Raw genomic sequence first — 21,705 nt, 5'->3', positions numbered from 1 at the left:
TTTGCGTCGCTCGGCGAAGCGCACGGCGGCGAATTCCGCGACGTGGCTATGCTATGACGTTATGACCACTTACAGCTACAGGCAGGCCACCGACGAGGATGTGAGCGTCGTCACCGACGTCTACAACGAAGCCATCGTCGAGGGAGGATCCACGACCGACCTCGTACCGGTCGGCTACGAGGAGCGCAACGCGTGGATCGACAAGCACCGCGATCCCTACGCGGTGTTCGTCATCACCGCCACCGACGAGGACGGCACGCGCCGCGACGTCGGCTTCGCGGCGATCTCGGCGTTCTACCACCGTCCCGGCTACGACGGCGTGTGCAGCCTCGCCTACTATATCGCCGACGACGCGCGCGGCAGGGGAGCGGGTTCCTTCGCGATGCGCATGCTGCTTGACGAATGCGCGGCGCGTGGCATGCGGCGCGCCTGCACGACGATCTTCGCCGACAATTCGGCCTCCACGGGCCTGTGCGAACGCTTCGGCTTCACCCGCTACGGCTGGATGCCCGACGTGGCCTACGATTCGCGGCACACGCTGCACGGGATGAGCTACTGGTACATCGACCTCTGAGGCGCGGCGACCGGACGATCTGACGGCGATCCAACAGAAGACAATACGAAACACAAGAACACAACGGAAAAGAGCGACACATGGCATCGGACTACTGGCTCATCGCAGGACTGGGCAACCCGGGCGCGAAATACCGCAACACGCGGCACAACATCGGCTTCATGACCGTCAACCTCCTCGCCGAACGCTGGAGCGTGCGCTTCGCCAATCACAAGGGGCTCGCCGACCTCGGCAAGGGCGTGATGACGATGGGCGACAAGCGCCAGAAGTTCTTCCTGTGCAAGCCGCTGACCTACATGAACGATTCGGGGCAGGCCGTCCAGTCGGTGCGCGAGTACTATCACATCGACGTCGACCGCATCATCGTCATCCACGACGACATGGATCTCGAATTCGGCCGCATCAAGCTCAAGTCGGGCGGCTCGGCCGGCGGACACAACGGCATCAAATCCATCGACCGATGCCTGCACACGCCCGACTACGCGCGCGTGCGCATGGGCGTCGGCCACGCGAGCCGCTCCGGCGACGCGCACGACAACACGATCAACTGGGTGCTCGGCGAATTCAACGCCGCGCAGAGGAAGCAGCTGCCCGAATTCCTCGCCGACGGTGCCGACGCGGCCGAGACGATCGTCTTCGACGGGCTGACGAAAGCGCAGGACCGCTTCAATGGCCGCTGACGACACCGCAACCACCACCGTTGGCGCACGCGGCACGATCGGCGGTGCGCTGACGGAACTGCGCGCACGCCTCGAAGCCGACCCCGCCTTCCACGATTTGGCGCACGGCCTGATCGAAGCGGACGCCGAGGCGGGCGAGCCGATCCTGTCCATCGGCGCGCCCGACGGCATCCGTCCGGCGCTCGCCTCCGCACGCGCCACGCTGTCGCCGATCGTCGTCGTCGTGCCGTCGGGACGCGAGGCCGAGGAACTCGTCGACGACATCCGCTCGTGGTACGACGGCGACCCGGCCGCCGTCGCCCAGCTCGAAGCATGGGAGACGCTGCCGCACGAACGCCTCTCGCCGCGCGCCGACACCGTCGCCAACCGTATGGAGGTCTTCCGCAGGCTGTGCCATCCCGAGGCGGGCAGCGCAATGTTCGGCCCCATCCGCATCCTCGTCATGCCGGTACGTTCGCTGATCCAGCCGGTCGTCGCCGGCATCGGCGACGTCAAGCCGCTCGTCTTCGCGCTCGGCGAGCGGATCGCGCTCGACGAGGCCGCGGCCGCGCTCGTGCGCAACGCCTACACGCGCGTCGACCTCGTCATGGACCGCGGCGAATTCGCCGTGCGCGGCGGACTCATCGACGTCTTTCCGCCGACGATGCCGCATCCGGTGCGCATCGAGTTCTTCGGCGATGACATCGACTCGATCCGCGAATTCCACGCCTCTGACCAGCGCACCTACGGCCCGCAGATCAAGTCCGTCTGGGCGACGCCGTGCCGCGAGGTGCAGCTCACCGAGCAGATCCGCGAGCGCGCGCGTTCGCTCGTCGGCCGCATCCCGAACGCCGACGACATGCTCGAATCAATCACGCAGGCGATTCCCGTCGAGGGCATGGAATCGCTGCTGCCGGCCCTCGTGGACGACATGAGGCCCGTCTCGTCGATGCTGCCGAAGGACGCCGTCGTCATGCTGTGCGACCCGGAGAAGCTGCGCCGTTCGGTCGACGACCTAGCGAAGACCGCCAATGAGTTTCTCGCGACGAGCTGGCACGTCGCCGCCGCCGGGCACGGCGCCGGCGCGCCGATTGACTTCGAGGGTGCGAACTTCCTCGACTACGACGAGGTCGTCTCCTCGCTCGCGTACAGCGAACGCGAACTGTGGAGGATCAGCGGGTTCACCGTCGACTCGTCGCTGCCCGGGCATGTGCAGATCGATGCGCAGACGCCCAAGGCGTTCCGCGGTGACGAGCGGCGCACCGAGCAGGGCGTGCGCGCGCTGCTCGACGACGGCTACGACGTGACGGTGACGGCCGCCGCCCAAGGCACGCTGCACCGTCTTGCGCGCATGCTCAACGCCGTCGGTGTCGCCAATTTCACGGCCGTGCGCTCGCAGGCGCGCGACGGCTTCGTCGACGCGGCCGCGAAGACCGCGCTGCTCACCGAACGCGACCTGACCGGCCGCGAAAGCGTCGCCGGCGGCCCCAAGACGCCGCGCAAGCGCCGCAAGTCGATCGATTTGATGGAACTCAAGCCGGGCGACTTCGTCGTGCACGAACAGCACGGCATCGGCCGTTTCGTCGGCATGCGCCAGCGCACGACCGGATCGGGACGCAACCGCACGACGCGCGAGTACCTCGTCATCGAATACGCGCCGAGCAAACGCAACGCGCCGCCGGACAAGCTGTTCATCCCGACCGACCAGCTCGATCTCGTCAGCAAGTACATCGGCGCCGAGATCCCCAAGCTCAACAAGCTCGGCGGCTCGGACTGGGCGGCGACGAAGGCGAAGGCGAAGAAGCACGTCCACGAGATCGCGCAGAACCTCATCAAGCTGTATGCGGCGCGCCAGCGCACGAAGGGCTTCGCGTTCAGCAAGGACACGCCGTGGCAGAAGGAGCTCGAGGACGCCTTCCCGTACCAGGAGACCGCCGACCAGCTCACGACGATCGACGACGTCAAGGCGGACATGGAGAAGCCGGTGCCGATGGACCGCCTCATCTGCGGCGACGTCGGCTTCGGCAAGACCGAGATCGCCGTGCGCGCTGCTTTCAAGGCCGTGCAGGACTCCAAGCAGGTGGCCGTGCTCGTGCCGACGACACTGCTCGTCCAGCAGCACTACGAGACCTTCACCGAACGCTTCGAGGGATTCCCGGTCACCGTCGCGGCGATGAGCCGCTTCCAGAGCACGAAGCAGATCAACGAGACGATCAAGGGACTCGCCGACGGCAGCGTCGACGTCGTCATCGGCACGCACAAGCTGCTCAACCCGAAGATCAAGTTCAAGGACCTCGGTCTCGTCATCATCGACGAGGAGCAGCGCTTCGGCGTCGAGGCGAAGGAGGCGCTCAAGGCGATCCGCACGAACGTCGACGTGCTGAGCCTGTCGGCGACGCCGATCCCGCGCACGCTTGAGATGGCCGTCACCGGCATCCGCGAGATGTCGACGCTCGCGACGCCGCCGGAGGACCGCCTGCCGGTGCTCACCTACGTCGGCGCCTACGAGGACGCGCAGGTCACGGCGGCGATCCGGCGCGAGCTGCTGCGCGGCGGTCAGGTTTTCTACATCCACAATCGCGTCGAGGACATCGACAAGAAGGCCGCGAAGCTGCACGAGCTTGTTCCCGAGGCGAGAATCGGCATCGCGCATGGCAAGATGGGACGCAAGCAGCTCGACCAGATCATCCGCGACTTCTGGCATCGCGACATCGACGTGCTGTTGTGCACGACGATCGTCGAGACCGGTCTCGACATCTCGAACGCGAACACATTGATCGTCGACCACGCCGACCGCTTCGGCCTCAGCCAGCTGCACCAGCTGCGCGGACGCGTCGGCCGCGGCCGCGACCGCGCCTACGCGTACTTCCTGTACGACCCGGGCAAGCCGATGACCGAGCAGTCGCACGAGCGTCTCGTGACGATCGCGCAGAACACGGCGCTCGGAAGCGGCTTCGACGTGGCGATGAAGGACCTCGAGCTGCGCGGTACCGGCAACCTGCTGGGCGACGAGCAGAGCGGGCACATCGAAGGCGTCGGCTTCGACCTGTACGTGCGCATGGTCTCCGAGGCGATCGAGGACTACAAGGAGCCCGACCGCGTCGAGCCGCCCGTCGTCACGATCGACCTGCCCATCGAGGCGTCGATCCCGGTCGACTACATCGATTCGGACAAGCTGCGCCTCGAAGCGTACCGCAAGCTCGCAGAGGCGAGGAACGACGACGATCTCGAGGAGCTGCGCGAGGAGCTCACCGACCGCTACGGCGAGCCCCCGCAGGTTTTCACGTCGCTATTCGGCATCGCACGGCTGCGCGAGCGCGCCCGGGACCTCGGGATCACCGAGATCGTTGGCCAGGGCGGCAAACTGCGCGTCGGGGGCATCGACCCGCCCGAATCGGTACGCATGCGCATCGAACGCATCTACAAGGGCGCGCAGTACCGGCCGCTCACGCACACCTACACGATTCCGACGCCTTTCGCCGGATCGCTCGGATCGGGGTCGATGGATTCCGGCGAGGTCATCCACTGGGTTAGCCAGCTGCTCGACGACCTCGCGTGGACGCCGAAGCCGCGCGTCTGACGCACGACGCAGCCGACGGGTAGGCCAGATATCGTGAAGGCCGCACAGGGCATTCCTGTGCGGCCTTCACGATATATCGGCGCATCGGGCACTATGACCGGCGCCAACTGTGGTTGTCGACGGTTCCGTCACCCGCGCAATGCGCGGTGCAGCCGTTCCTCGAGCGCCTGATGGTCGTACGGACGTCCCTGGACGTCGAGACTCGAACGGTCAGCGCGCACCTCATCGCGGATGCGGCCGTCGGCGAGCACGAGGATGCGGTCCGCGAGCCGTACCGCCTCGGCGATGTCATGGGTGACGAGCACCGTCGCGAACCCAAGCCGTGCACGCAGTCCGGCGAGCAGATCCTGCATGTCAAGCCGTGTGAGCGCGTCGAGCGCGCCGAAGGGTTCATCGAGCAGCAGCAGCCGCGGCCGGCGCGTCAACGCCCGGGCGAGCGAGACACGCTGCCGCTGGCCGCCGGACAGCTCAGCCGGCAGTTTGTCTGCGGCGTCGGCCAGCTGCACCTGATCGAGCGCGCGCACGGCGAGCGCCTTGCGTTCGCGGCGTGTCATGCGGCCGCGGTCGGCGTCGATGCCGAGCGTCACGTTGTCCCAGATGCGCAGCCACGGGACGAGTCGCGCGTCCTGAAAGCCGAAGGCGACGCGCGGCTCGGTGCGCACGTGGCCGCGGTCCGCGTCGATCAGACCGGCGATGATGCGCAGCAGCGTCGACTTGCCGCAGCCGGAGCGGCCGATGAGTGCGACGGTCTCGCCTGCGTTGACGCGCAGGTCCACGTCGTCGAGCACGGTGCGTCCGTCGAAGGCCTTGCATACGTCGTCGATCGCGACGGCGGGCGTCACGCCGCCGCTCATGCGCCGCAGTCCATCGTCGCGGCGGCGATGTCGGGCATCGTGTCGATGAAGCCGAAGTCCACGTATTCGCGGGCCTGCGCCTCGAGCATCGCGCGGCCGTCGGCGTCGATCGGCAGGATCGTCGGCACGTCGAAGTGCGCGATCTGGTTGGCGACCTCCTCGGATGCTCCGAAGTGCCGGTAGGCGTCGGTGATAATCTCTGGACGCTTCGCCGCGGCCTCGGACTCCCTGACGAGCGCCCGGTACATCGCCTTGACGGCGTCGGGATGTTTCGTCGCGAAGTCGCGCGAGACGATATGGATCGAGACGTTGTGGTTGTCGTAGTCCTTGCCGTTGGCGAGCAGCTTCGCGCCCGGCGTGGCCATCGCCGCCGCGAGGTTCTGGTCGAAGGAGGAGAGCGCGTCGATCTGCCCGGAGGTGAAGGCCGCCTGGAAGTTGCTCGGGCTCATCTCGACGACGTCGACGTCGTCGACGTCCACGCCGCTGCCTTCGAGGGCCTTGTGCAGCACGTAGTCGCCGGTGCCGCCGCGTTTGATGATCGCAACCTTCCTGCCCTTGAGGTCGTCGAGTGATTCGACGCCGGAACCGGGGGCGGCGACGATGCCCTGTGAGTCGCCGTCGTAGTATTCGATTGCGAAGGCGGTCCACGGCTGTCCCTGCGCGAGGAAGTTGATGAACGATCCGGTGCCGGTGCTCGTTGCGTCGGCGTTGCCGGACAGGACGGCGGCGTAGGCGTCGGTCGGGTTGTACGGACCGGTGAATCGCACGTCGGTGCCCGCCATCGCCTCGTCGAGGAAGGGCTCGTCGCGCACCGTCGTCAGATAGTTCGCCGTGGACAGATAAGCGACGCGCATCGTGGCGCCGTCGCCCGCCTGCGCCGACGACGTGCCGCATGCGGCGGCGCCGGCGAGCAGCGCGGCGGCGCAGACGGCGGCGAGCAGGCGGCGCGGGTGGGAAGCGGATGAGCGGAATCGGGAAGTGGATGTGAATGACATGGTGTCTCCTTGTGGGTATGGTCGTGGGCATGGCCGCGCGGCCGCGTCGCCTCGCCATGGTCGGTCGTCGTACCATGAGCGGTCGTCGTGAACGGCATGGTCGTCGTGAACGGCGCGACGGCTCGGTCGGCCGACGTCGATGACGAATCGGTCATACGGTCATGCGGAATCGGTTGATGATGGGGCCGCATCGGTCGATGGCGGTCCTGAAACGAACAATGAACCCTGCGGAAGTCCGCGGGGAAGGGGGAGTACGACGTCAGCCGCGCACGTGCGCCAGCCGTTCGAGCGCCCCGACGATCCATTCGCTGAGCAGTCCGAGCGCCGCGTACAGCACGATGCACAGCACCATTTGGTCGGTGCGGAAGAACTGCTGGGCGCGCGCGAGCAGATAGCCGATGCCGGCCGACGAGTTCACGGTCTCACAGGTGACGAGTGCGATCCATGAGACGGTGATCGCGAACCGCAGTCCGGTCATGAACTGCGGCAGCACGCCGCGCATCAGGATCTTCGTGAAGACGGCGCGCCGCGGCATCCGGTAGGCGCGGGCGAGCTCGAGCAGTCCCGGGTCGATCGCGCGCACGCCGTCGCGGACGTTGACGTAGACGAGTGCGAACGCGCCGGTTGCGATGAGCGCGATTTTCATCGCCTCGCCGATGCCGAGCATGACGATGAGCAGCGGCGCGAGCGCGGGGAACGGGATCGCGCGCAGCATATGGACCGGCTTGTCGATGAGCGCGCCGCCGAGGCGGCTCGCGCCCGAGACGACGCCCGCCGGCACGGCGAGCGCCACGCCGACGGCGAGGCCGGTGAGCACGCGCAGCACGCTGACGCGCACCGATGGCCACAGCACGCCTTCGTCGCACATCGTCACGAAGGCGGCGGCAACCTCGGCGGGGGAGGGCAGCGCGCGCGTGCCGGCAGGCGAACGCGTGCACAGCGCCCACAGCGCGAACAACGCGAGCGTGGAGGCCCATGCGGCGCCGATGTGGACGGCGCGCCGGGTCCATGCGGGCAGCGACGGCGTGTGCAGGGACGTTGTGGACGGCGAAGTCGTGCGCGGCGATGTCGATGATGATGCGCACGGCGATGGGGACAACGACGGCGCGTCGGATATGACGGCGCCGTCCTGTTGCGGAACGGACATGACATTCCCTTCGATAGCATTGCCTATTTCAGGTTCGACGAGTGTGATCTCAGCCCAGCCGATCCGCTTTCCCAGCCGTCGTCGCGGGCAGTCCGCGGCGACGGGGTCCAGCACATGTTTGAGATCATGGCCCGGGCACCCCGTGTCGGCATCCATTGTTGCCAAAGGCGTTGGACAAAGGTCTCGATCGACGGCGTTGGGCAGTGCGGACGGATCCGTATGGTTTTCGGCTCGTGGGTGCGGGCCGTCCGTGGTCGCGCGGCGGGACGCGCCGATCTGGGAGCGCTCACAGTTTTCGTCGACGGGAAGTTGCGAATCGTCCAACAACGGCATTACTCTTGCAAATGTCATCACAACCCGTACACACAAGGAGCAGTTGTGGCAGCAATTGAAAGCGTGTATGCACGCCAGATTCTTGATTCCCGTGGCAACCCGACCGTCGAGGTCGTGCTTGACACCGAAGACGGTGCCCGTGGCATCGGCCTCGTGCCGTCCGGCGCGTCGACCGGCGAGGCGGAGGCCTGGGAGCGTCGCGACGGCGACAAGTCCGTCTACCAGGGCAAGGGCGTCCTCGGTGCGGTCAAGGCCGTCAACGAGGAGATCGCTCCGAAGATCATCGGCATGGACGCCACCGACCAGCGCGCGCTCGACGACCTGATGATCGAGCTCGACGGCACCCCGAACAAGGGCCGTCTCGGCGCCAACGCGATCCTCGGTGTCTCGCTCGCCGCCCTCTACGCGGCCGCCGAGACTGCCGAACTGCCGCTCTATCGCTACATCGGCGGCACCAACGGCCACATCCTGCCGGTTCCGAACATGAACATCATGAACGGCGGCGCGCACGCCGACTTCGCGACCGACATCCAGGAGTACATGATCTCCCCCTACGGCTTCGAGACCTACTCGGAGGCGCTGCAGGCGGGCGTCGAGGTCTACCACACCCTCAAGAACGTCCTCAAGAAGCAGGGTCTGGCCACCGGCCTCGGCGACGAGGGCGGCTTCGCTCCGAAGATGAAGACCAATGAGGATTCGCTCAAGTACATCATGGACGCGATCTCGGCCGCCGGCTACGAGCCGGGCAAGCAGATCGGCATCGCGCTCGACGTCGCCTCCTCCGAGTTCTACAACAAGGAGACCGGCAAGTACCACTTCGACGGCGAGGACCGCGACTCGGCCTACATGCTCGACTTCTACGAGAAGCTCGTCGACCAGTTCCCGATCGTCTCCATCGAGGATCCGTTCCAGGAGGAAGGTTGGGAAGACTGGGCGAAGATCACGAAGGCGCTCGGCGACCGTCTGCAGTTCGTCGGCGACGACCTCTTCGTCACCAACCCGGTGCGCCTGAAGAAGGGCATCGACATGGGCGCGGGCAACTCGCTGCTCGTCAAGCTCAACCAGATCGGCACCGTCTCCGAGACCCTCGACGCGATCGAGCTGGCCACGAAGAACGGCTTCACGTCGATGGTCTCCCACCGTTCCGGCGAGACCCCGGACACGACGATCTCCGATCTGGCCGTCGCGAAGAACACCGGCCAGATCAAGACCGGCGCCCCGGCCCGCGGCGAGCGCATCGCCAAGTACAACCGCCTGCTCGAGATCGAGGAGGAGCTCGGTTCGACCGCCGAGTACGCCGGCTACAGCGCCTTCAAGGCCTGCAAGCAGTACATGTGATCATGCCGGCCGCATGATGACCATCGTCGTCGTGTGACCGTCGCGTGAACGCTTCAGCCCGCCGCATCCGCTCGTCGAATGCGGCGGGTATTTTCATATCCATGAGCAAACGACCACGCGCCACGCAGGCGAAGCAGCAACCGATGAAACGGACGAGCGCGGGGCCAATCGCCTTCTTCGTCGCGCTGTTCATCATCGCGCTCGGGCTCATCCAGCTCATCTCGACCTTCCATTCCTATGCGCTCGATCTGTCGGAGCTCAACAGCCTCAAGAAGCAGGAGGCGGCGCTCGTCGCGCAGAAGCAGGAGCTCGCGAACGACATCGAACGCTGGGACGACGACGCCTATGTGACCGCGCAGGCGCGCGAACGCCTCGGCTACGTGTTCCCCGGCGAACAGCCGATCCGCGTCGAACATCCCGAGGCCGTGACCGGCAAGAAGACGTCGACGCCGCTCGACGGCGCCGACGGCGCGCAGGAGACGACGCTGCCGTGGTACAACGAGATGGCGTACTCGTTCAAGGAGGCCGACGCCGGCAAGGACAAGACGCATGGCGCAGACGCACACGACGAGACGGACGCCGGTGCCGCGACGCCGTCCGACGATCAGGACAAGGAGCAGCAGTGACCGATTTCGATGCCGAGATGATGCAGCGGGCCGAGGAGCTCGTGGACCGTTTCCTTGCCGCGCCGGCGAGCGAGGAGGACGTCGAGGTCGTCGGCGCGCAGCTGGGGCGCTTCCCGCGTGGCATGGTCGCCGTCGGCGCGCGCTGCCGCTGCGGCCGTCCGCTCGCCGTCGTCACCCGTCCGCTCGTCGACGGCAGGATCCCTTTCCCGACGGCGATGTACCTGACGAGCCCGGAGGCCGTCAAGGCCGCATCGCATCTCGAGGCGGAAGGCCTGATGAAGGAGTACAACGCGCGCCTCGCCGAGGACGAGGATCTGCGCCGCGCCTACGAGCGCGCCCATGTGGTGTACCTTGCGTTCCGCCATGCGCTGGCGGCGCGTCTGGGTGACGATGAGACGCACATCGAGGGCACGAGCGCCGGCGGCATGCCGACCCGCGTCAAGTGCCTGCACGCGCTCGTTGCGCAGAGCCTCGTCATGGGCCCGGGCGTCAACCCGATCGGCGACGACGCGCTCGAACGGATGAGCGGCGAGTTCGACGCCGACGTCTGCCGCTGCGCGACGCTCGACGAGGGCCGCGCAGCGCGCCGCGCGCGCCGTCACGCCGCCGAACGCGATACACGCGACGAACGCGGCGAAGGCAACGAACATAATGAGGAAAACGCGTCGGAGACGTCGGTCGTCGTCGCCGGCATCGATTGCGGCACGAACTCGATCCGCCTCAAGATCGCGCGCGTCGACGCGGACGGCATCCACGACGTTGTGCCGCGCATGCTGCGCGTCGTGCGTCTGGGCGAAGGCGTCGACGAGACGCATCGCTTCGCCGACGACGCGCTCGAACGCACCTACGCCGCGGCGCGCGAGTTCGCGGCCGTGCTCGCCGAGCACCGCGTCGACGCGCTGCGCTTCGTCGCCACGTCGGCGACGCGCGACGCCGAGAACCGCAAGGAGTTCGAGGACACGATCGAATCGATCCTCGGCGTGCGCCCCGAAGTGATCTCCGGCACCGAGGAGGCCGACCTGAGCTTCCTGGCGGCCACGGCGATGACGTCGCGCGACGACCTCGAGCCGCCGTTCCTCGTCGTCGATCTGGGCGGCGGCTCGACCGAGCTCGTCGTCGGCGGCGACGGCGAGGCGATGCCTGCGACGAAGGTGCGCGCCGCGTTCTCGATGAACATCGGCTCTGTGCGCATGACCGAACGCCATCTGCACTCCGACCCGCCGACGCAGCAGCAGATCGACGAGACCGTCGCCGACATCGACGCGCACATCGACGAGGCCTTCGCGCATGTGGCGGCCGGCGCCGCCAACACGATCATCGGCGTGTCCGGCACCGTCACGACGATGACGGCGCTGGCGATGGGACTGCCCGAATACGACCACTGCGCCGTCGACGGCGTGCGCATGGACTTCCTCACCGCCTTCGACGTCGACGACCGTTTCCTGCACATGCCCCGCGAGGAGCGGCGCGGCTACCGCACGATCCATCCGGGGCGCATCGACGTCGTCGGCGGCGGCGCGCTCATCTGGAGCCGCGTGCTCGAACGCGTCGCCGAGGCGGCGCGCGCCGACCACGGCAAAGTCATCGACTCCTACGTGGCGAGCGAGCACGGCCTGCTCGACGGGCTCGTGCTCGACATGGGACGGCGTTTGCTCGCCGAACGCTGACGTGGCATAATGCCTACGGTGCCGGCGTGAGGCCGCCGGCCGCACGCCCCCATGGCGAAATCGGTAGACGCATTCGACTTAAAATCGAACGCTCCGGCGTGTGGGTTCGAGTCCCACTGGGGGCACCCTGACAACCCGCCAGAAATGGCGGGTTTTCCCGTATATACGCATGCTGATACGGTCATCGGCGTGTCCATACGCGCCGCGTTCCCACGATCCGCCGATTCCCTCACGACATCGTCATCCGTCCGTAACACAACGCGCGCTTTTCCTTCGTACACTCGCAACAACATGACCACCAGACCTACGGACGACGGGAATCACATGAGCGAATCAATCTCCAGCGCATCGAGGGGCGCCGCGGCCGCGCGCGCACATACGAGCGTCGTGAAGGACCAGACGACGGGCGTGCCGATCATGCTCGCGCAGGCCGTCATTCTCGCCGCGACGCTCACGTTCTGCGAGATCTTCTGCTCGCCGCTGACCGCGACCTTCCGTCCGGCGGTCTTCGCGCTCGTGCCGTGGGCGGGCGTCGCCTCGCTGTTCGCCGTCATGTTCTCCTTCGTCGTCGGCTTCGCGCTGCTGTGGTGCGCCGAATCCTTCGCCTACCGCATGCGTCGGCGTCTGCAGCCGCTCGTCTATGCGACGATCGGCGCGATCTCGTTCGGCGTGTGGACCGTGTGGGTCATCCTCGGCGTGCGCAACATGATCACCGGGCGCCTTGGTGCCGGCGTGCTGTCTTCGCACGACACGACGATCGCCGTCGTCAGCGGCGCGCTGCTCGGCATGGCGGCGTTCTTCGCCGCCTACACGCTTGGCGAACGCCTCGCCCGCCACCGCAAGGCGCTCATTGCGATCGCACTCGCCGTCCTGCTCATCGCCTGCTACGGCGGCTACGTCCTCTTCATCATGCTCCACGCGCTGTGAGCGCCGACGTACGCACGCATCGACGCGCATGACGGCCCGACGGCCGCCATGCGCGTTTTCATATGCGCGCCCGGCAGCCGACGGCGGAATGCGGCGGCGACGCCTATACTGTCAGGCATGTTCAGCGTCCTTGATCTGTTCTCCATCGGCGTCGGCCCCAGCTCGTCGCACACGGTCGGCCCGATGCTCGCGACGCGCGCCTTCGCCGAAGCGCTGCGCGAACGCGGCATTCTGCCACGTGTGGCGCGCGTCGCCGTCACCCTGTACGGTTCGCTCGCCCTGACCGGGCTCGGCCACGGCACCGACCGCGCCGCCGTCGCCGGCCTCGAAGGCAACGATCCCCGGCACGTCGACACCGCATACCTCGCCGACATCCACGCGCGCTGCGACGCGCGCGGCGCGATCGACCTCGATGGTGTACGCACGATCCCCTTCGACTTCGAACACGACGTCATCCTCGACGTGTGGCATCGTCTCGCAGCGCATCCCAACGGGCTGCGCTGCATCGCCTACGGCGAGCACGACGACGTCGTCTTCGAACAGGTCTGGTATTCGATCGGCGGTGGCTTCATCCAGGAAGGTCTCGTCGACGATCCGGTGCTGCCGATCCACGCCCACGACGAGCACGCCGAACAGGCGGCCAAGGAGGCGCGCGAAGGCGAATACCGCCGCGACGACGACCTCGCCGGCGTGCCGCATCCGTTCACGAGCGCCGACGGACTATTGAGGATCTGCGCCGACGAGCACAAGTCGATCGCGCAGATCGTGCGCGACAACGAGACGGCGCTGCACGGTGCGGACGAGCTCGACGTGCGGCTTGACGCGATCTGGGAGGCGATGCGCGCCTCGGTCGTCGCCGGCTGCACGAGCACGCAGCGCGTGCTGCCCGGCGGCCTCGACGTGCCGCGGCGCGCGCCCGGCGTCTACGCGCGGCTGCGCGGCGCCGGCGACGTGCTGCGCGCCGACCCGTCGGCGGGTCTGCGACATCTCGAATCGTCGGAATCGTCGTGGATTGACCTGTTCGCGCTTGCCGTCAGCGAGGAGAACGCCGCGGGTGGGCGCATCGTGACGGCGCCGACGAACGGGTCGGCCGGCGTCATCCCGGCGGTGCTGTTGTACTACCGCCGCCTGCTGTCCGGGGCGAGCGACGAGGGCATACGCGATTTCCTGCTCACGGCCGGCGCCGTCGGCTATCTGATCAAACGCAACGCCTCGATCTCCGGCGCCGAGGTCGGCTGTCAGGGCGAGGTCGGTTCGGCGTGCTCGATGGCCGCGGCCGGGCTGTGCGCCGTCGTCGGCGGCACGCCCAGACAGGTCGAGAACGCGGCGGAGATCGGCATGGAGCATCATCTGGGGCTGACGTGCGACCCGGTCGGCGGCCTCGTGCAGATCCCGTGCATCGAACGCAACGCGGTCGCCGCGAACACAGCCGTCGTCGCCGTGCGCATGGCGATGCTCGGCGACGGATCGCACATCGTCACGCTCGACCAGGTCATCCGTACGATGAAGGAGACGGGCGAGGACATGATGGCGAAGTACAAGGAGACGTCGAAGGGCGGCCTGGCGCTCAACGTCGTCGAATGCTGACATGGGCACCCTCGGCGCAATGGGCCGTTCTGTGCTAGGCTGGGTCCCGTTGTGCTTGGAACCAAGGAGGAAACATGGCTAACGAGATGCCCCAGGTCGAAGGCGGATTCGGAGACCTGCCGGTGATGACGTTCCCGCAGGACGAGGCGCCCAAGGGGCTCAAGGTCGTCGAGCTCGTCGAAGGCAACGGTCCGATGGTGCGCCGCGGCGACACGGTGACCGTCAACTACCACGGTCAGGTCTGGGGCAACGACAAGGCCTTCGACTCGAGCTTCGAACGCCACCAGCCGGCGAGCTTCGGCATCGGCGTCGGCCAGGTCATCAAGGGATGGGACCAGACGGTCCCTGGCCACAACGTCGGCTCGCGTCTGCTCATCTCGATCCCGCCGGAGTACGGCTACGGCTCGCGCGGCGTGCCGCAGGCCGGCATCGGCGGCGATGACACGCTCGAGTTCGTCGTGGACATCATCTCCACGCGCTGAAACGTGCATGGCCGGCCCGACGCCTGCCGCATCGGCCGCATCGCGCCCGTCGGGGAGCCGCCCCGGCGTGCACGATGCGGATTTTGCATATCAAGGCTTTTCCATGAAGGAGGACATCATGGCTCAGGAAGAGAAGACCGTCCTGCTCACGCAGGAGGCGTATGACAAGCTCAAGGAGGAGCTCGCGTACCGTGAGGGCGAGTACCGCGAGGAGATCACCGAACGCATCGCCGCGGCGCGCGCCGAGGGTGACCTGTCCGAGAACGGCGGCTATCAGGCCGCGCGCGAGGAGCAGGGCAAGAACGAGGGGCGCATCAATGAGCTCATCGTCAAGCTGCGCAACGCGAAGATCCTCGAGGCGCCGGACGCCGGCGTCGTCGGCAACGGCTCGCTCGTGACGATCGAGCTCGCCGGCCGCGAGATGAAGTACGTGCTCGGCTCGCGCGACATCGCCGTCGCGACCGACTACGACGTCATCAGCCCCGAATCGCCGATCGGCGCCGCCATCCTCGGCGCGCACGAGGGCGACGTCGTCACCTACAAGGCCCCCAACGGCCGCGACATCTCGGTGACGATCAAGGAATCGAAGCCGCTCGACTGAGCGGACGCGTCGCCGGACGCGGACGATCCCAATTAAGGGGGCGCGCCGGGGATGGCCCATCATGGGCCATCCCCGGCGCGCCCCCTTAATTGGCTTTTGTCGATTGATTATCGCGGGCTCAGCCGATCTTCGCGAGACGGCAGATGACGAGGTAGATCGCGACCATGTGGCAGGCGTAGCCGGCGATCGTGCCCAGATGGAAGATCTCGTGGAAGCCGAAGACCTTCGGCCACGGGTCGGGGCGGCGCAGCGCGTAGACGACGGCGCCGGCGATGTAGCAGGCGCCTCCCGACAGCAGCAGCCACACGACGGCAGGGCCGGCGGCGGGGGAGATCCAGAACATGCCCATGAAGGCGACGCCGGAGACGCCGAAGACGACGTAGACGAGCGTGTACAGCCAGCGCGGCGCGTCGATCCACACGACGTGGATGAGGATCGCGACGGCCGTGCAGCCCCACATGCCGATGATGATCGTGTTGCGCCAGAACGCGTCGAGCGCGAAGGAGACCGGCGTGTAGGTGCCGGCGATGAGCAGGAAGATGTTGACGTGGTCGATGCGCCTGAGCACGTCGGTCACGCGCGGCGACCAGTCGCCCAGATGGTAGGCGGCGGAGTTGCCGAACAGGATGAGCGAGGCGGTCATGAAGACCGCGCACGCCCATTTGAGGCCGGCTCCGTGCGCCAGACAGACGAGCACGATGCCGGCGGCGAGCGCGAGCGGCGTGGCGGCCGCGTGCAGCCAGCCGCGCATGGCCGGCTTCTCGCGGCCGTGGACGTCGAGGCGGATCCGGCGCGGCGCGCGCACGCCCTCAAGCTTGGCCGCCTTCTCCTCGCCCTTGGCGATCGCCTTCTTCGCGCGGCTGTCCGCCTTCGCCAGGATCGTCGCCGCCTTCGCGCGCGCCCTGCTACGCGTCGCCTCGGCCTTCGCCTCGAGCGCCGTGCGTCTGGCCTGCGCCAGCTCGCGCCGGCGCTGCTCGAGCTGGTCGTCGCCGTCCATGGCCGCCCCCGCGGCCTGTGTCGTCCCTGCGCTCATCGTCGCATCCTCCCGTCGTGTCGTCCACACTTGGTTACGCAATCGTAGGTTACTATAGCGTAGGTTGTTGACCTGACCCGCTGAAGGGGTGTCGATTGAGCCCCGCGCGTACAGCCGCCGCCCTGCGGGGGCGCCGATGTGGCCTATCATGGGGAACATGGCTGATTTTTCACAGATTCTCGCGACGCGCCCCGATTTCGACGCGTCCGACAAGGAATGGCTCCATCATCTCGTCGCCGACTGGCAGGTCATCGCCGACCTGAGTCTGGCCGACCTGCTGCTCGTGCTGCAGAAGGGCGACGGCAGCTTCGTCATCGCCGGCCAGTGCCGCCCGTCGACGGTCGTGAGCCTGCGCATCGACGACGTCGTCGGCGAACGGGTCGACAACGAGCTGCAGGAGGAGATGGCCGAGGCGATGAAGTCGGACGGCGTCTACCGTTCGTCGGTGCTGCGCCGCATCGGCGACGCGCTCGTGTGCAACGTGTACGCGCCGATCCGCCACGGCGGCAAGACGCTCGGCCTCGTCGTGCGCGAGACGAACCTTGCGACGCGCGAATCGAACGGCCGCTACGAACTCGAAAGCATCGGTGCCGGCAAGCAGCTGTACGGCATGATCCCGCGCGGCCAGTTCCCCTACAAGGACTCCGTCCTCAGCCAGCGGCACAACGCGCGCGTCGCCGACGGCTTCATCCTGCTGTCCGCCGACGGCATCGTCCAGTACGCGTCGCCCAATGGCATCAGCTGCTTCAGACGTCTGGGCATGGTCGACATGCTCGAGGGTGCCAACCTGAGCGAGGTGGGCACGAGCCTGATCCACGAGAACGACCCGGTGCCCGAATCGCTGCCGCTCGTGCTGCTCGGCAAGGCCGCGATTGACTCCGAACTCGTCGCGAACCGTTCGGCCGTCTCGATGCGCTCGCTGCCGCTGATGGACGAGCACGGACGCACCGGCGCGATCGTGCTGTGCCGGGACGTCAGCGAGCTGCGCCGGCGCGAGGTCGAGCTGCAGACGAAGGACGCGACGATCTCCGAGATCCACCACCGCGTCAAGAACAACCTGCAGGCCGTCTCCGCGCTGCTGCGGCTGCAGGCGCGCAAGACGAAGTCCGACGAGGTCAAGAAGGAGCTCAAGGAGGCACAGCGGCGCGTGCAGACGATCGCGATGGTCCACGAGGGGCTGAGCCAGTCGGCCGACGAGATCGTCGACTTCGACAAGGTCATCGCCAACCTGCTGCGCATGAGCGTCGACCTGACGGCGATGAGCGACCAGCGCATCTCGATCGACTTCGTCGGCAGCTTCGGCATGATGCCGGCGCAGGACGCGACGCCGCTGTCGCTCGTGCTCACCGAGCTGACGACGAACGCCGTCGAACACGGCTACGAGGGCCGCAAGGAGGGGCACATCACGGTGACGGCCGACCGGCGCGGCAACGAGCTCGACATCGTCGTGCAGGACGACGGCAATGGCATGGGCAGCGAGGAGGAGGACGGCATGGCCCGTTCCTCGGGCTCGGGCCTGGGCACGCAGATCATCAACACCTTCGTGACGAACGACTTCGGCGGCACCGTGCGCTGGGAGCCGGTCGAGACCGGCGGCACGCGCGTGCGGCTTGCCATCAAGCTGCGCGCCGCCTGAGAGGGTCCGCACGAAGGCCCCGGTTCCCGCCATCGCGGGAACCGGGGCCTTCGCATATCGACGGCGGATGGGCCGCCGATCCGGGTTGCGTCGGCTCAGCCGAGCTGCATCGACGCGGAGCGGCGCGCACGCATCGCACGGCGCTTGAGGGCCCTGCGTTCGTCCTCGCTCAGGCCGCCCCACACGCCGTAGTCCTGATTCGTGTCGAGCGCGCATTTGAGGCATGCGTCGATGACCTTGCAGGTGCGGCATACGGACTTGGCCTCTTCGATCTGCTGGTATGCGGCACCGGTGTTGCCCACCGGGAAGAACAGCTCGGGGTCCTTGTCGCGACACGCCGCCTTCGCACGCCAATCGAATGCACTGCTCATGGTGATGACATCCTTCTTCTGTCTGCTGTCCGGCTTCTTCCGTCCGGTTCCGATAACGACTACGTTGCTCATGCTAGGCAATAACCGGGGCGATTTCAAGACCTTGCGCGAAAAACGGCCCGCATGCGGCGTTCAGCTCACAGCGCACTGCACAAGCCGCACATGGCCCGCCTCGATGAGCACGCCGCGTCCCGGCGTGCGCAGATCCTCGGCGCCCATCGCGTCGAGGACGGAGGCGGGGATGCCGTCGGCGAGGTCGACGGCGCGCTCGCCGACCGGGAAGACGAGCCGGCGTGCGCAATGGTCGGGCACGCGAAGCCGGCGTGACGAGCCGAGCGCGAACACGACGCACCGCCGCCCCGAGCATACGAGCTCCTGGACCTGCGCGGCATGCGGGTCGGCGCTGAACGGGTCGAACCATGCGTCGGCGTCGTCGATGCATACGACGTCGGCGCCGCATGCGCGGGCGCCCTCTTCGATCGTCCTCAGCAGCGTCGTGCGTCCGCGTCCGGGACGTCCTATGACGGCGAGGTTGCCGTCGGCCGGGTCGAACAGGCACGGGCCGGTGGCCACGCCGTCGTCCTCGAGCCCGATCGCGATCGCGCCGGGTGGTGCGTCGATGTCGCGCGCATGCACGAGACGGGGTGCCGGCGCCGTGAACAGCGGGGGAGCGCCGCCCTGGCCGTGCACGCGTGCGGCGCGGCCGATCTCATCGACGAGGCGCTCCGGGTCCGGGTCGGACGCGCAGCGCAGCCGCACACGGGCGTCGTCGATCCTCGCGATCGCGGCTCCCGGCTCGGTGACGCGCAGCCGGGCGGCGTCGTCGACGCCGAGCATCTCCTGCGACTGCATCGCGTCACGCATGCGCAGGCAGACGCGTAACGCCATGTTCGCCTTCATCGGCGCGCTGATCTCGCCGAGCGGGTTCTGCGTGCAGACGATCAGATGCATGCCGAGCGAACGGCCCAGCGAAGCGATGCGCGTGAGCCGGTCGGCGAGGTCCGGCAGCTGGCCGGTGAGCATATGGAACTCGTCGACGACGACGACGAGCCGGGCGGGCGGATCGGGCGCTCCCATCAGGTCGGCGACGCCCAGATCTGCCGCGAGCTGTTCGCGGCGCGTCAGCTCGCGTTCGAGCGCGAGCAGCGCGCGCTTGGCGTAGGCGAGGTCGAGGTCGTTGACGCAGCCGCGCACATGCGGCAGTCCGGCGAGTGCATCCATCGCCGAACCGCCTTTGAAGTCGAGCAGCGCGAGCTGGACGCGGCATGGTGGGTAGCGGCAGGCGAGCGCCAGGCACCAGTCCTGCAGCAGCACTGACTTGCCCGAGCCGGTCGTGCCGGCCACGATCGCGTGCGGGCCGAACCGTGCAAGGTCGATGACGGCGGCCTGTCCGGACCCGTTGACGCCCACGGGGGCGCGGCAGCCGCCGTCGGCGACGCACCAGCGGTGTGCGATTGAACGGAAGGGCGCGGCGTCGTCGGCGAAGCCGAGCACCGACGCCAACGGCACGGGCGGCGCATGGGCGCCCCGTGCGGCGTCGTCCGCGGCGGCTGCGGACATGGATTGTTCGGAAAATGATTGCGCGGTTGCGGACGCGGCGGGCGCGGCCGTGTCGTCGCCGCGTCCGGCCGTCATGAGGACGAGCGAGGCGAGCGTGGCGACGCAGCCCGAGGCGATCATCGTCGCGAACAGCCATTGCCGTTGGGCCAGCAGCATGGCGAGCATGACGCATTGCGCCGCGAGTGGGGCGCCGTAGGCGCACAACCGCACATGGCGCATCCGTCTGGCGCGTTTCGCCGCGCGCACCGCCTTGCCGTCCATGCGCACAGCATGCGCCGGCGGCCCGGTGTGGGCAAACCGTCGGCGGGTCGTACGCCGTGGTGTTCGCCGTCGGCGCAATGAAAGTGTGTCGCGGCGGTTTTTCGGTGCAACGGGCGTGCGCCGGTGCGGTCAGCCCTGCTGTTCGGCCTGCGTGCCGACGACGCCGGCCTTGTGCGTGCCGTCGACGAGCTGGGAGAACAGTTCGGTGTTGCGCGCGTCGTCGAGCAGCACCGACGAGCCGACGCCGTCGACGTAGTAGTCGGGGTCGGTCCAGTACACGGTGCCGGTGATGCCGCCGGCGCCGGACGCGTCGCGGAAGGCGAGCAGCATACGTGCCATCGTCGCCGGCGTCGATGGGTCGTCGACGCTGATCGCCGCCATCGCCGCGTCGCCGACGCGCGTGAGCTTGGGGATGTTGAGCAGTGTCGAGGGCGAGGCCGCCTCCTTCGCGATCGCGCCGATGACCTGGCGTTGGCGCTGGGCGCGGCCGAAGTCGCCCTGCGGGTCGGAGTAGCGCATGCGGGAGAAGGCGAGTGCCTGCTTGCCGTCGACGACGTGGCAGCCGGCCTTCCAATGCATCTCGGACTTCTCGTCGTCCACGTCCTGGTCGTAGCACAGTTCGACGCCGCCGAGCGCGTCGACGATCGTCGTCAGGCCGCCGAAGTTGATTTTCGCGACGTGGTCGATCTTCTGGCCGGTGATGTCTTCGACCTTCGCGACGAGCGGCTTTCTGCCGTACAGGCCGAGCACGGCGTTGATCTTGCTCAATGCGCCGTCGACCTCGACGAGCGAGTCGCGCGGGATCGAGATCAGCGACGACGGACCGTTCTTCGGCTTGGTGAGCACGAGGATTGTGTCGGTGCGTTCGCCGGTCGTGCCGTCCTGGCCGGTCGTGCCATCGCGTTCGTCTGAACCGAGGATGAGCCATGAGGTCGCCGGCCCCGAGGGGGTGTCGGTGAGCCAGTCGGCGCGGCGCAGTCCGGAGTCGACCCAGTGCCACACGCTCAGGCCGCCGATCAGTGCGATGGCGAGCAGCGTCGCGAGGATCGCCACGACGATCCTGCGCGCGCGGTGCGGATGGCGCCGGCGTGCGACCGCGGCGCCGCCCGACGATGCCGTCGCCGTGCGGGCGCGGGCGCCGGATGGTGCGGATGACGAGGACGGTGTGGATGATGTGGTCGACGCGGACGATGCGGCGGTCGGCGGCGGCACGCGCCGTTCGGATGTCGTGCGCCGACCGGACGTGCGCGGCGGGATTGAGGCGGGACGCGTGGAGGAGGGGCGCGATGATCCGGTGGAGGCCGTGCGGGCGTGCGGCGCGAAGCTCGGGGGAGCCGCCGACGCCGCATCCGGTGTCATGTCTGATGTCGTGCGCGGCGTCGCGCCGTCCGCGTCGCGTCTGCGGCGCGGCGAGGGCGCGAAGCTCGGCGGTGTCGTCGGATCATCGGTGTTGCTCATCGTTCCTCCACGGGGC

At 67.9% G+C, this 21,705-nt stretch carries 18 protein-coding genes and 1 tRNA gene; 12 read left to right on the top strand and 7 right to left on the bottom strand.

The genetic code is table 11. The annotated features are described in order from the left end of the window. Positions 1-61: 61 nt before the first annotated feature. The 3 genes from G606_RS0104990 (at position 62) to mfd (ending at position 4,813) form a co-directional block, all read left to right on the top strand. Positions 62-574: a GNAT family N-acetyltransferase gene (locus G606_RS0104990; RefSeq protein WP_026645024.1), complete on the top strand. Its 513-nt coding sequence runs from the start codon at positions 62-64 to the stop codon at positions 572-574. An 80-nt stretch (positions 575-654) separates the two neighbouring features. Further along, entirely contained in the window at positions 655-1,254 is a 600-nt protein-coding gene (gene pth, locus G606_RS0104985) for an aminoacyl-tRNA hydrolase (RefSeq protein ID WP_026645023.1), read from the top strand. Next, complete coding sequence (mfd, locus tag G606_RS0104980; protein WP_026645022.1) at positions 1,244-4,813, top strand: transcription-repair coupling factor; 3,570 nt, start codon at positions 1,244-1,246, stop codon at positions 4,811-4,813. The genes pth and mfd overlap by 11 nt, the downstream gene beginning before the upstream one ends. A gap of 128 nt (positions 4,814-4,941) precedes the next feature. Here mfd and G606_RS0104975 read toward each other — a convergent pair whose 3' ends face one another. The 3 genes from G606_RS0104975 to G606_RS10000 all read right to left on the bottom strand — a co-directional run bounded on the left by G606_RS0104975 (position 4,942) and on the right by G606_RS10000 (position 7,809). After that, a complete protein-coding gene (locus tag G606_RS0104975) occupies positions 4,942-5,667 on the bottom strand; it encodes an ABC transporter ATP-binding protein (protein ID WP_101670907.1) in 726 nt (241 codons plus the stop codon). Continuing rightward, entirely contained in the window at positions 5,664-6,662 is a 999-nt protein-coding gene (locus tag G606_RS0104970) for an ABC transporter substrate-binding protein (RefSeq protein WP_026645021.1), read from the bottom strand. Before G606_RS0104970 ends, G606_RS0104975 begins: the two co-directional genes overlap by 4 nt. A gap of 259 nt (positions 6,663-6,921) precedes the next feature. Further along, positions 6,922-7,809: an ABC transporter permease gene (locus G606_RS10000; protein ID WP_051198577.1), complete on the bottom strand. Its 888-nt coding sequence runs from the start codon at positions 7,807-7,809 to the stop codon at positions 6,922-6,924. Positions 7,810-8,187: 378 nt separating this feature from the next. Between G606_RS10000 and eno the strand changes: the two genes are divergently transcribed. From eno to G606_RS0104925, 8 genes are all read left to right on the top strand, one after another. Continuing rightward, complete coding sequence (eno, locus tag G606_RS0104960; protein ID WP_026645019.1) at positions 8,188-9,480, top strand: phosphopyruvate hydratase; 1,293 nt, start codon at positions 8,188-8,190, stop codon at positions 9,478-9,480. A gap of 101 nt (positions 9,481-9,581) precedes the next feature. Continuing rightward, positions 9,582-10,106 (top strand): FtsB family cell division protein, encoded by a 525-nt coding sequence (locus tag G606_RS0104955; protein WP_026645018.1) that lies wholly within the window; start codon positions 9,582-9,584, stop codon positions 10,104-10,106. Between the two features lie 17 nt (positions 10,107-10,123). Next, positions 10,124-11,773, top strand: coding sequence for a DUF501 domain-containing protein (locus G606_RS10945; protein ID WP_026645017.1), 1,650 nt, complete (start codon positions 10,124-10,126; stop codon positions 11,771-11,773). A gap of 45 nt (positions 11,774-11,818) precedes the next feature. Further along, a tRNA-Leu gene (locus tag G606_RS0104945) sits at positions 11,819-11,898 on the top strand. A gap of 166 nt (positions 11,899-12,064) precedes the next feature. Continuing rightward, positions 12,065-12,700 carry a cadmium transporter gene (locus G606_RS0104940; protein ID WP_231371423.1) on the top strand — a complete coding sequence of 212 codons (636 nt, stop codon included), beginning with the start codon at positions 12,065-12,067 and terminating at the stop codon, positions 12,698-12,700. A gap of 117 nt (positions 12,701-12,817) precedes the next feature. Continuing rightward, entirely contained in the window at positions 12,818-14,287 is a 1,470-nt protein-coding gene (locus G606_RS0104935) for an L-serine ammonia-lyase (RefSeq protein WP_026645015.1), read from the top strand. Between the two features lie 74 nt (positions 14,288-14,361). After that, positions 14,362-14,769 carry an FKBP-type peptidyl-prolyl cis-trans isomerase gene (locus tag G606_RS0104930; RefSeq protein WP_026645014.1) on the top strand — a complete coding sequence of 136 codons (408 nt, stop codon included), beginning with the start codon at positions 14,362-14,364 and terminating at the stop codon, positions 14,767-14,769. 118 nt (positions 14,770-14,887) lie between these two features. Then, a complete protein-coding gene (locus tag G606_RS0104925) occupies positions 14,888-15,370 on the top strand; it encodes a GreA/GreB family elongation factor (RefSeq protein ID WP_026645013.1) in 483 nt (160 codons plus the stop codon). Between the two features lie 118 nt (positions 15,371-15,488). Here G606_RS0104925 and trhA read toward each other — a convergent pair whose 3' ends face one another. Next, positions 15,489-16,367 (bottom strand): PAQR family membrane homeostasis protein TrhA, encoded by an 879-nt coding sequence (gene trhA / locus G606_RS0104920; protein WP_026645012.1) that lies wholly within the window; start codon positions 16,365-16,367, stop codon positions 15,489-15,491. A 193-nt stretch (positions 16,368-16,560) separates the two neighbouring features. Between trhA and G606_RS0104915 the strand changes: the two genes are divergently transcribed. Continuing rightward, entirely contained in the window at positions 16,561-18,039 is a 1,479-nt protein-coding gene (locus G606_RS0104915; RefSeq protein WP_026645011.1) for a sensor histidine kinase, read from the top strand. 95 nt (positions 18,040-18,134) lie between these two features. On the opposite strand, the gene G606_RS0104910 is transcribed toward G606_RS0104915, so the two are convergent. The 3 genes from G606_RS0104910 to G606_RS09990 form a co-directional block, all read right to left on the bottom strand. Then, positions 18,135-18,410, bottom strand: a complete 276-nt coding sequence (locus tag G606_RS0104910; protein WP_024541252.1) for a WhiB family transcriptional regulator — start codon at positions 18,408-18,410, stop codon at positions 18,135-18,137. Positions 18,411-18,542: 132 nt separating this feature from the next. Beyond that, positions 18,543-20,231, bottom strand: a complete 1,689-nt coding sequence (locus tag G606_RS0104905; RefSeq protein ID WP_051198574.1) for an FtsK/SpoIIIE domain-containing protein — start codon at positions 20,229-20,231, stop codon at positions 18,543-18,545. Positions 20,232-20,360: 129 nt separating this feature from the next. Further along, on the bottom strand, positions 20,361-21,689 hold the full coding sequence (locus G606_RS09990) for an LCP family protein (protein WP_026645009.1): 1,329 nt from the start codon (positions 21,687-21,689) through the stop codon (positions 20,361-20,363). Positions 21,690-21,705 lie beyond the last annotated feature (16 nt).

The sequence above is a fragment of the Bifidobacterium sp. AGR2158 genome (assembly GCF_000424225.1).
GTDB classification, from domain to species: domain Bacteria; phylum Actinomycetota; class Actinomycetes; order Actinomycetales; family Bifidobacteriaceae; genus Bifidobacterium; species Bifidobacterium anseris.
Note: the sequence above shows the minus strand (reverse complement) of the source record. Positions and strands in the feature narration are given on the sequence as shown.

Coding starts and splice junctions, on each gene's coding strand:
- G606_RS0104990 (WP_026645024.1), top strand. CDS start 62: ATGACCACTTACAGCTACAGGCAGGCCACCGACGAGGATGTGAGCGTC.
- pth (WP_026645023.1), top strand. CDS start 655: ATGGCATCGGACTACTGGCTCATCGCAGGACTGGGCAACCCGGGCGCG.
- mfd (WP_026645022.1), top strand. CDS start 1,244: ATGGCCGCTGACGACACCGCAACCACCACCGTTGGCGCACGCGGCACG.
- G606_RS0104975 (WP_101670907.1), bottom strand. CDS start 5,667: ATGAGCGGCGGCGTGACGCCCGCCGTCGCGATCGACGACGTATGCAAG.
- G606_RS0104970 (WP_026645021.1), bottom strand. CDS start 6,662: ATGTCATTCACATCCACTTCCCGATTCCGCTCATCCGCTTCCCACCCG.
- G606_RS10000 (WP_051198577.1), bottom strand. CDS start 7,809: ATGTCCGTTCCGCAACAGGACGGCGCCGTCATATCCGACGCGCCGTCG.
- G606_RS0104955 (WP_026645018.1), top strand. CDS start 9,582: ATGAGCAAACGACCACGCGCCACGCAGGCGAAGCAGCAACCGATGAAA.
- G606_RS10945 (WP_026645017.1), top strand. CDS start 10,124: ATGATGCAGCGGGCCGAGGAGCTCGTGGACCGTTTCCTTGCCGCGCCG.
- G606_RS0104940 (WP_231371423.1), top strand. CDS start 12,065: ATGACCACCAGACCTACGGACGACGGGAATCACATGAGCGAATCAATC.
- G606_RS0104935 (WP_026645015.1), top strand. CDS start 12,818: ATGTTCAGCGTCCTTGATCTGTTCTCCATCGGCGTCGGCCCCAGCTCG.
- G606_RS0104930 (WP_026645014.1), top strand. CDS start 14,362: ATGGCTAACGAGATGCCCCAGGTCGAAGGCGGATTCGGAGACCTGCCG.
- G606_RS0104925 (WP_026645013.1), top strand. CDS start 14,888: ATGGCTCAGGAAGAGAAGACCGTCCTGCTCACGCAGGAGGCGTATGAC.
- trhA (WP_026645012.1), bottom strand. CDS start 16,367: ATGGACGGCGACGACCAGCTCGAGCAGCGCCGGCGCGAGCTGGCGCAG.
- G606_RS0104915 (WP_026645011.1), top strand. CDS start 16,561: ATGGCTGATTTTTCACAGATTCTCGCGACGCGCCCCGATTTCGACGCG.
- G606_RS0104910 (WP_024541252.1), bottom strand. CDS start 18,410: ATGAGCAGTGCATTCGATTGGCGTGCGAAGGCGGCGTGTCGCGACAAG.
- G606_RS0104905 (WP_051198574.1), bottom strand. CDS start 20,231: ATGGACGGCAAGGCGGTGCGCGCGGCGAAACGCGCCAGACGGATGCGC.
- G606_RS09990 (WP_026645009.1), bottom strand. CDS start 21,689: ATGAGCAACACCGATGATCCGACGACACCGCCGAGCTTCGCGCCCTCG.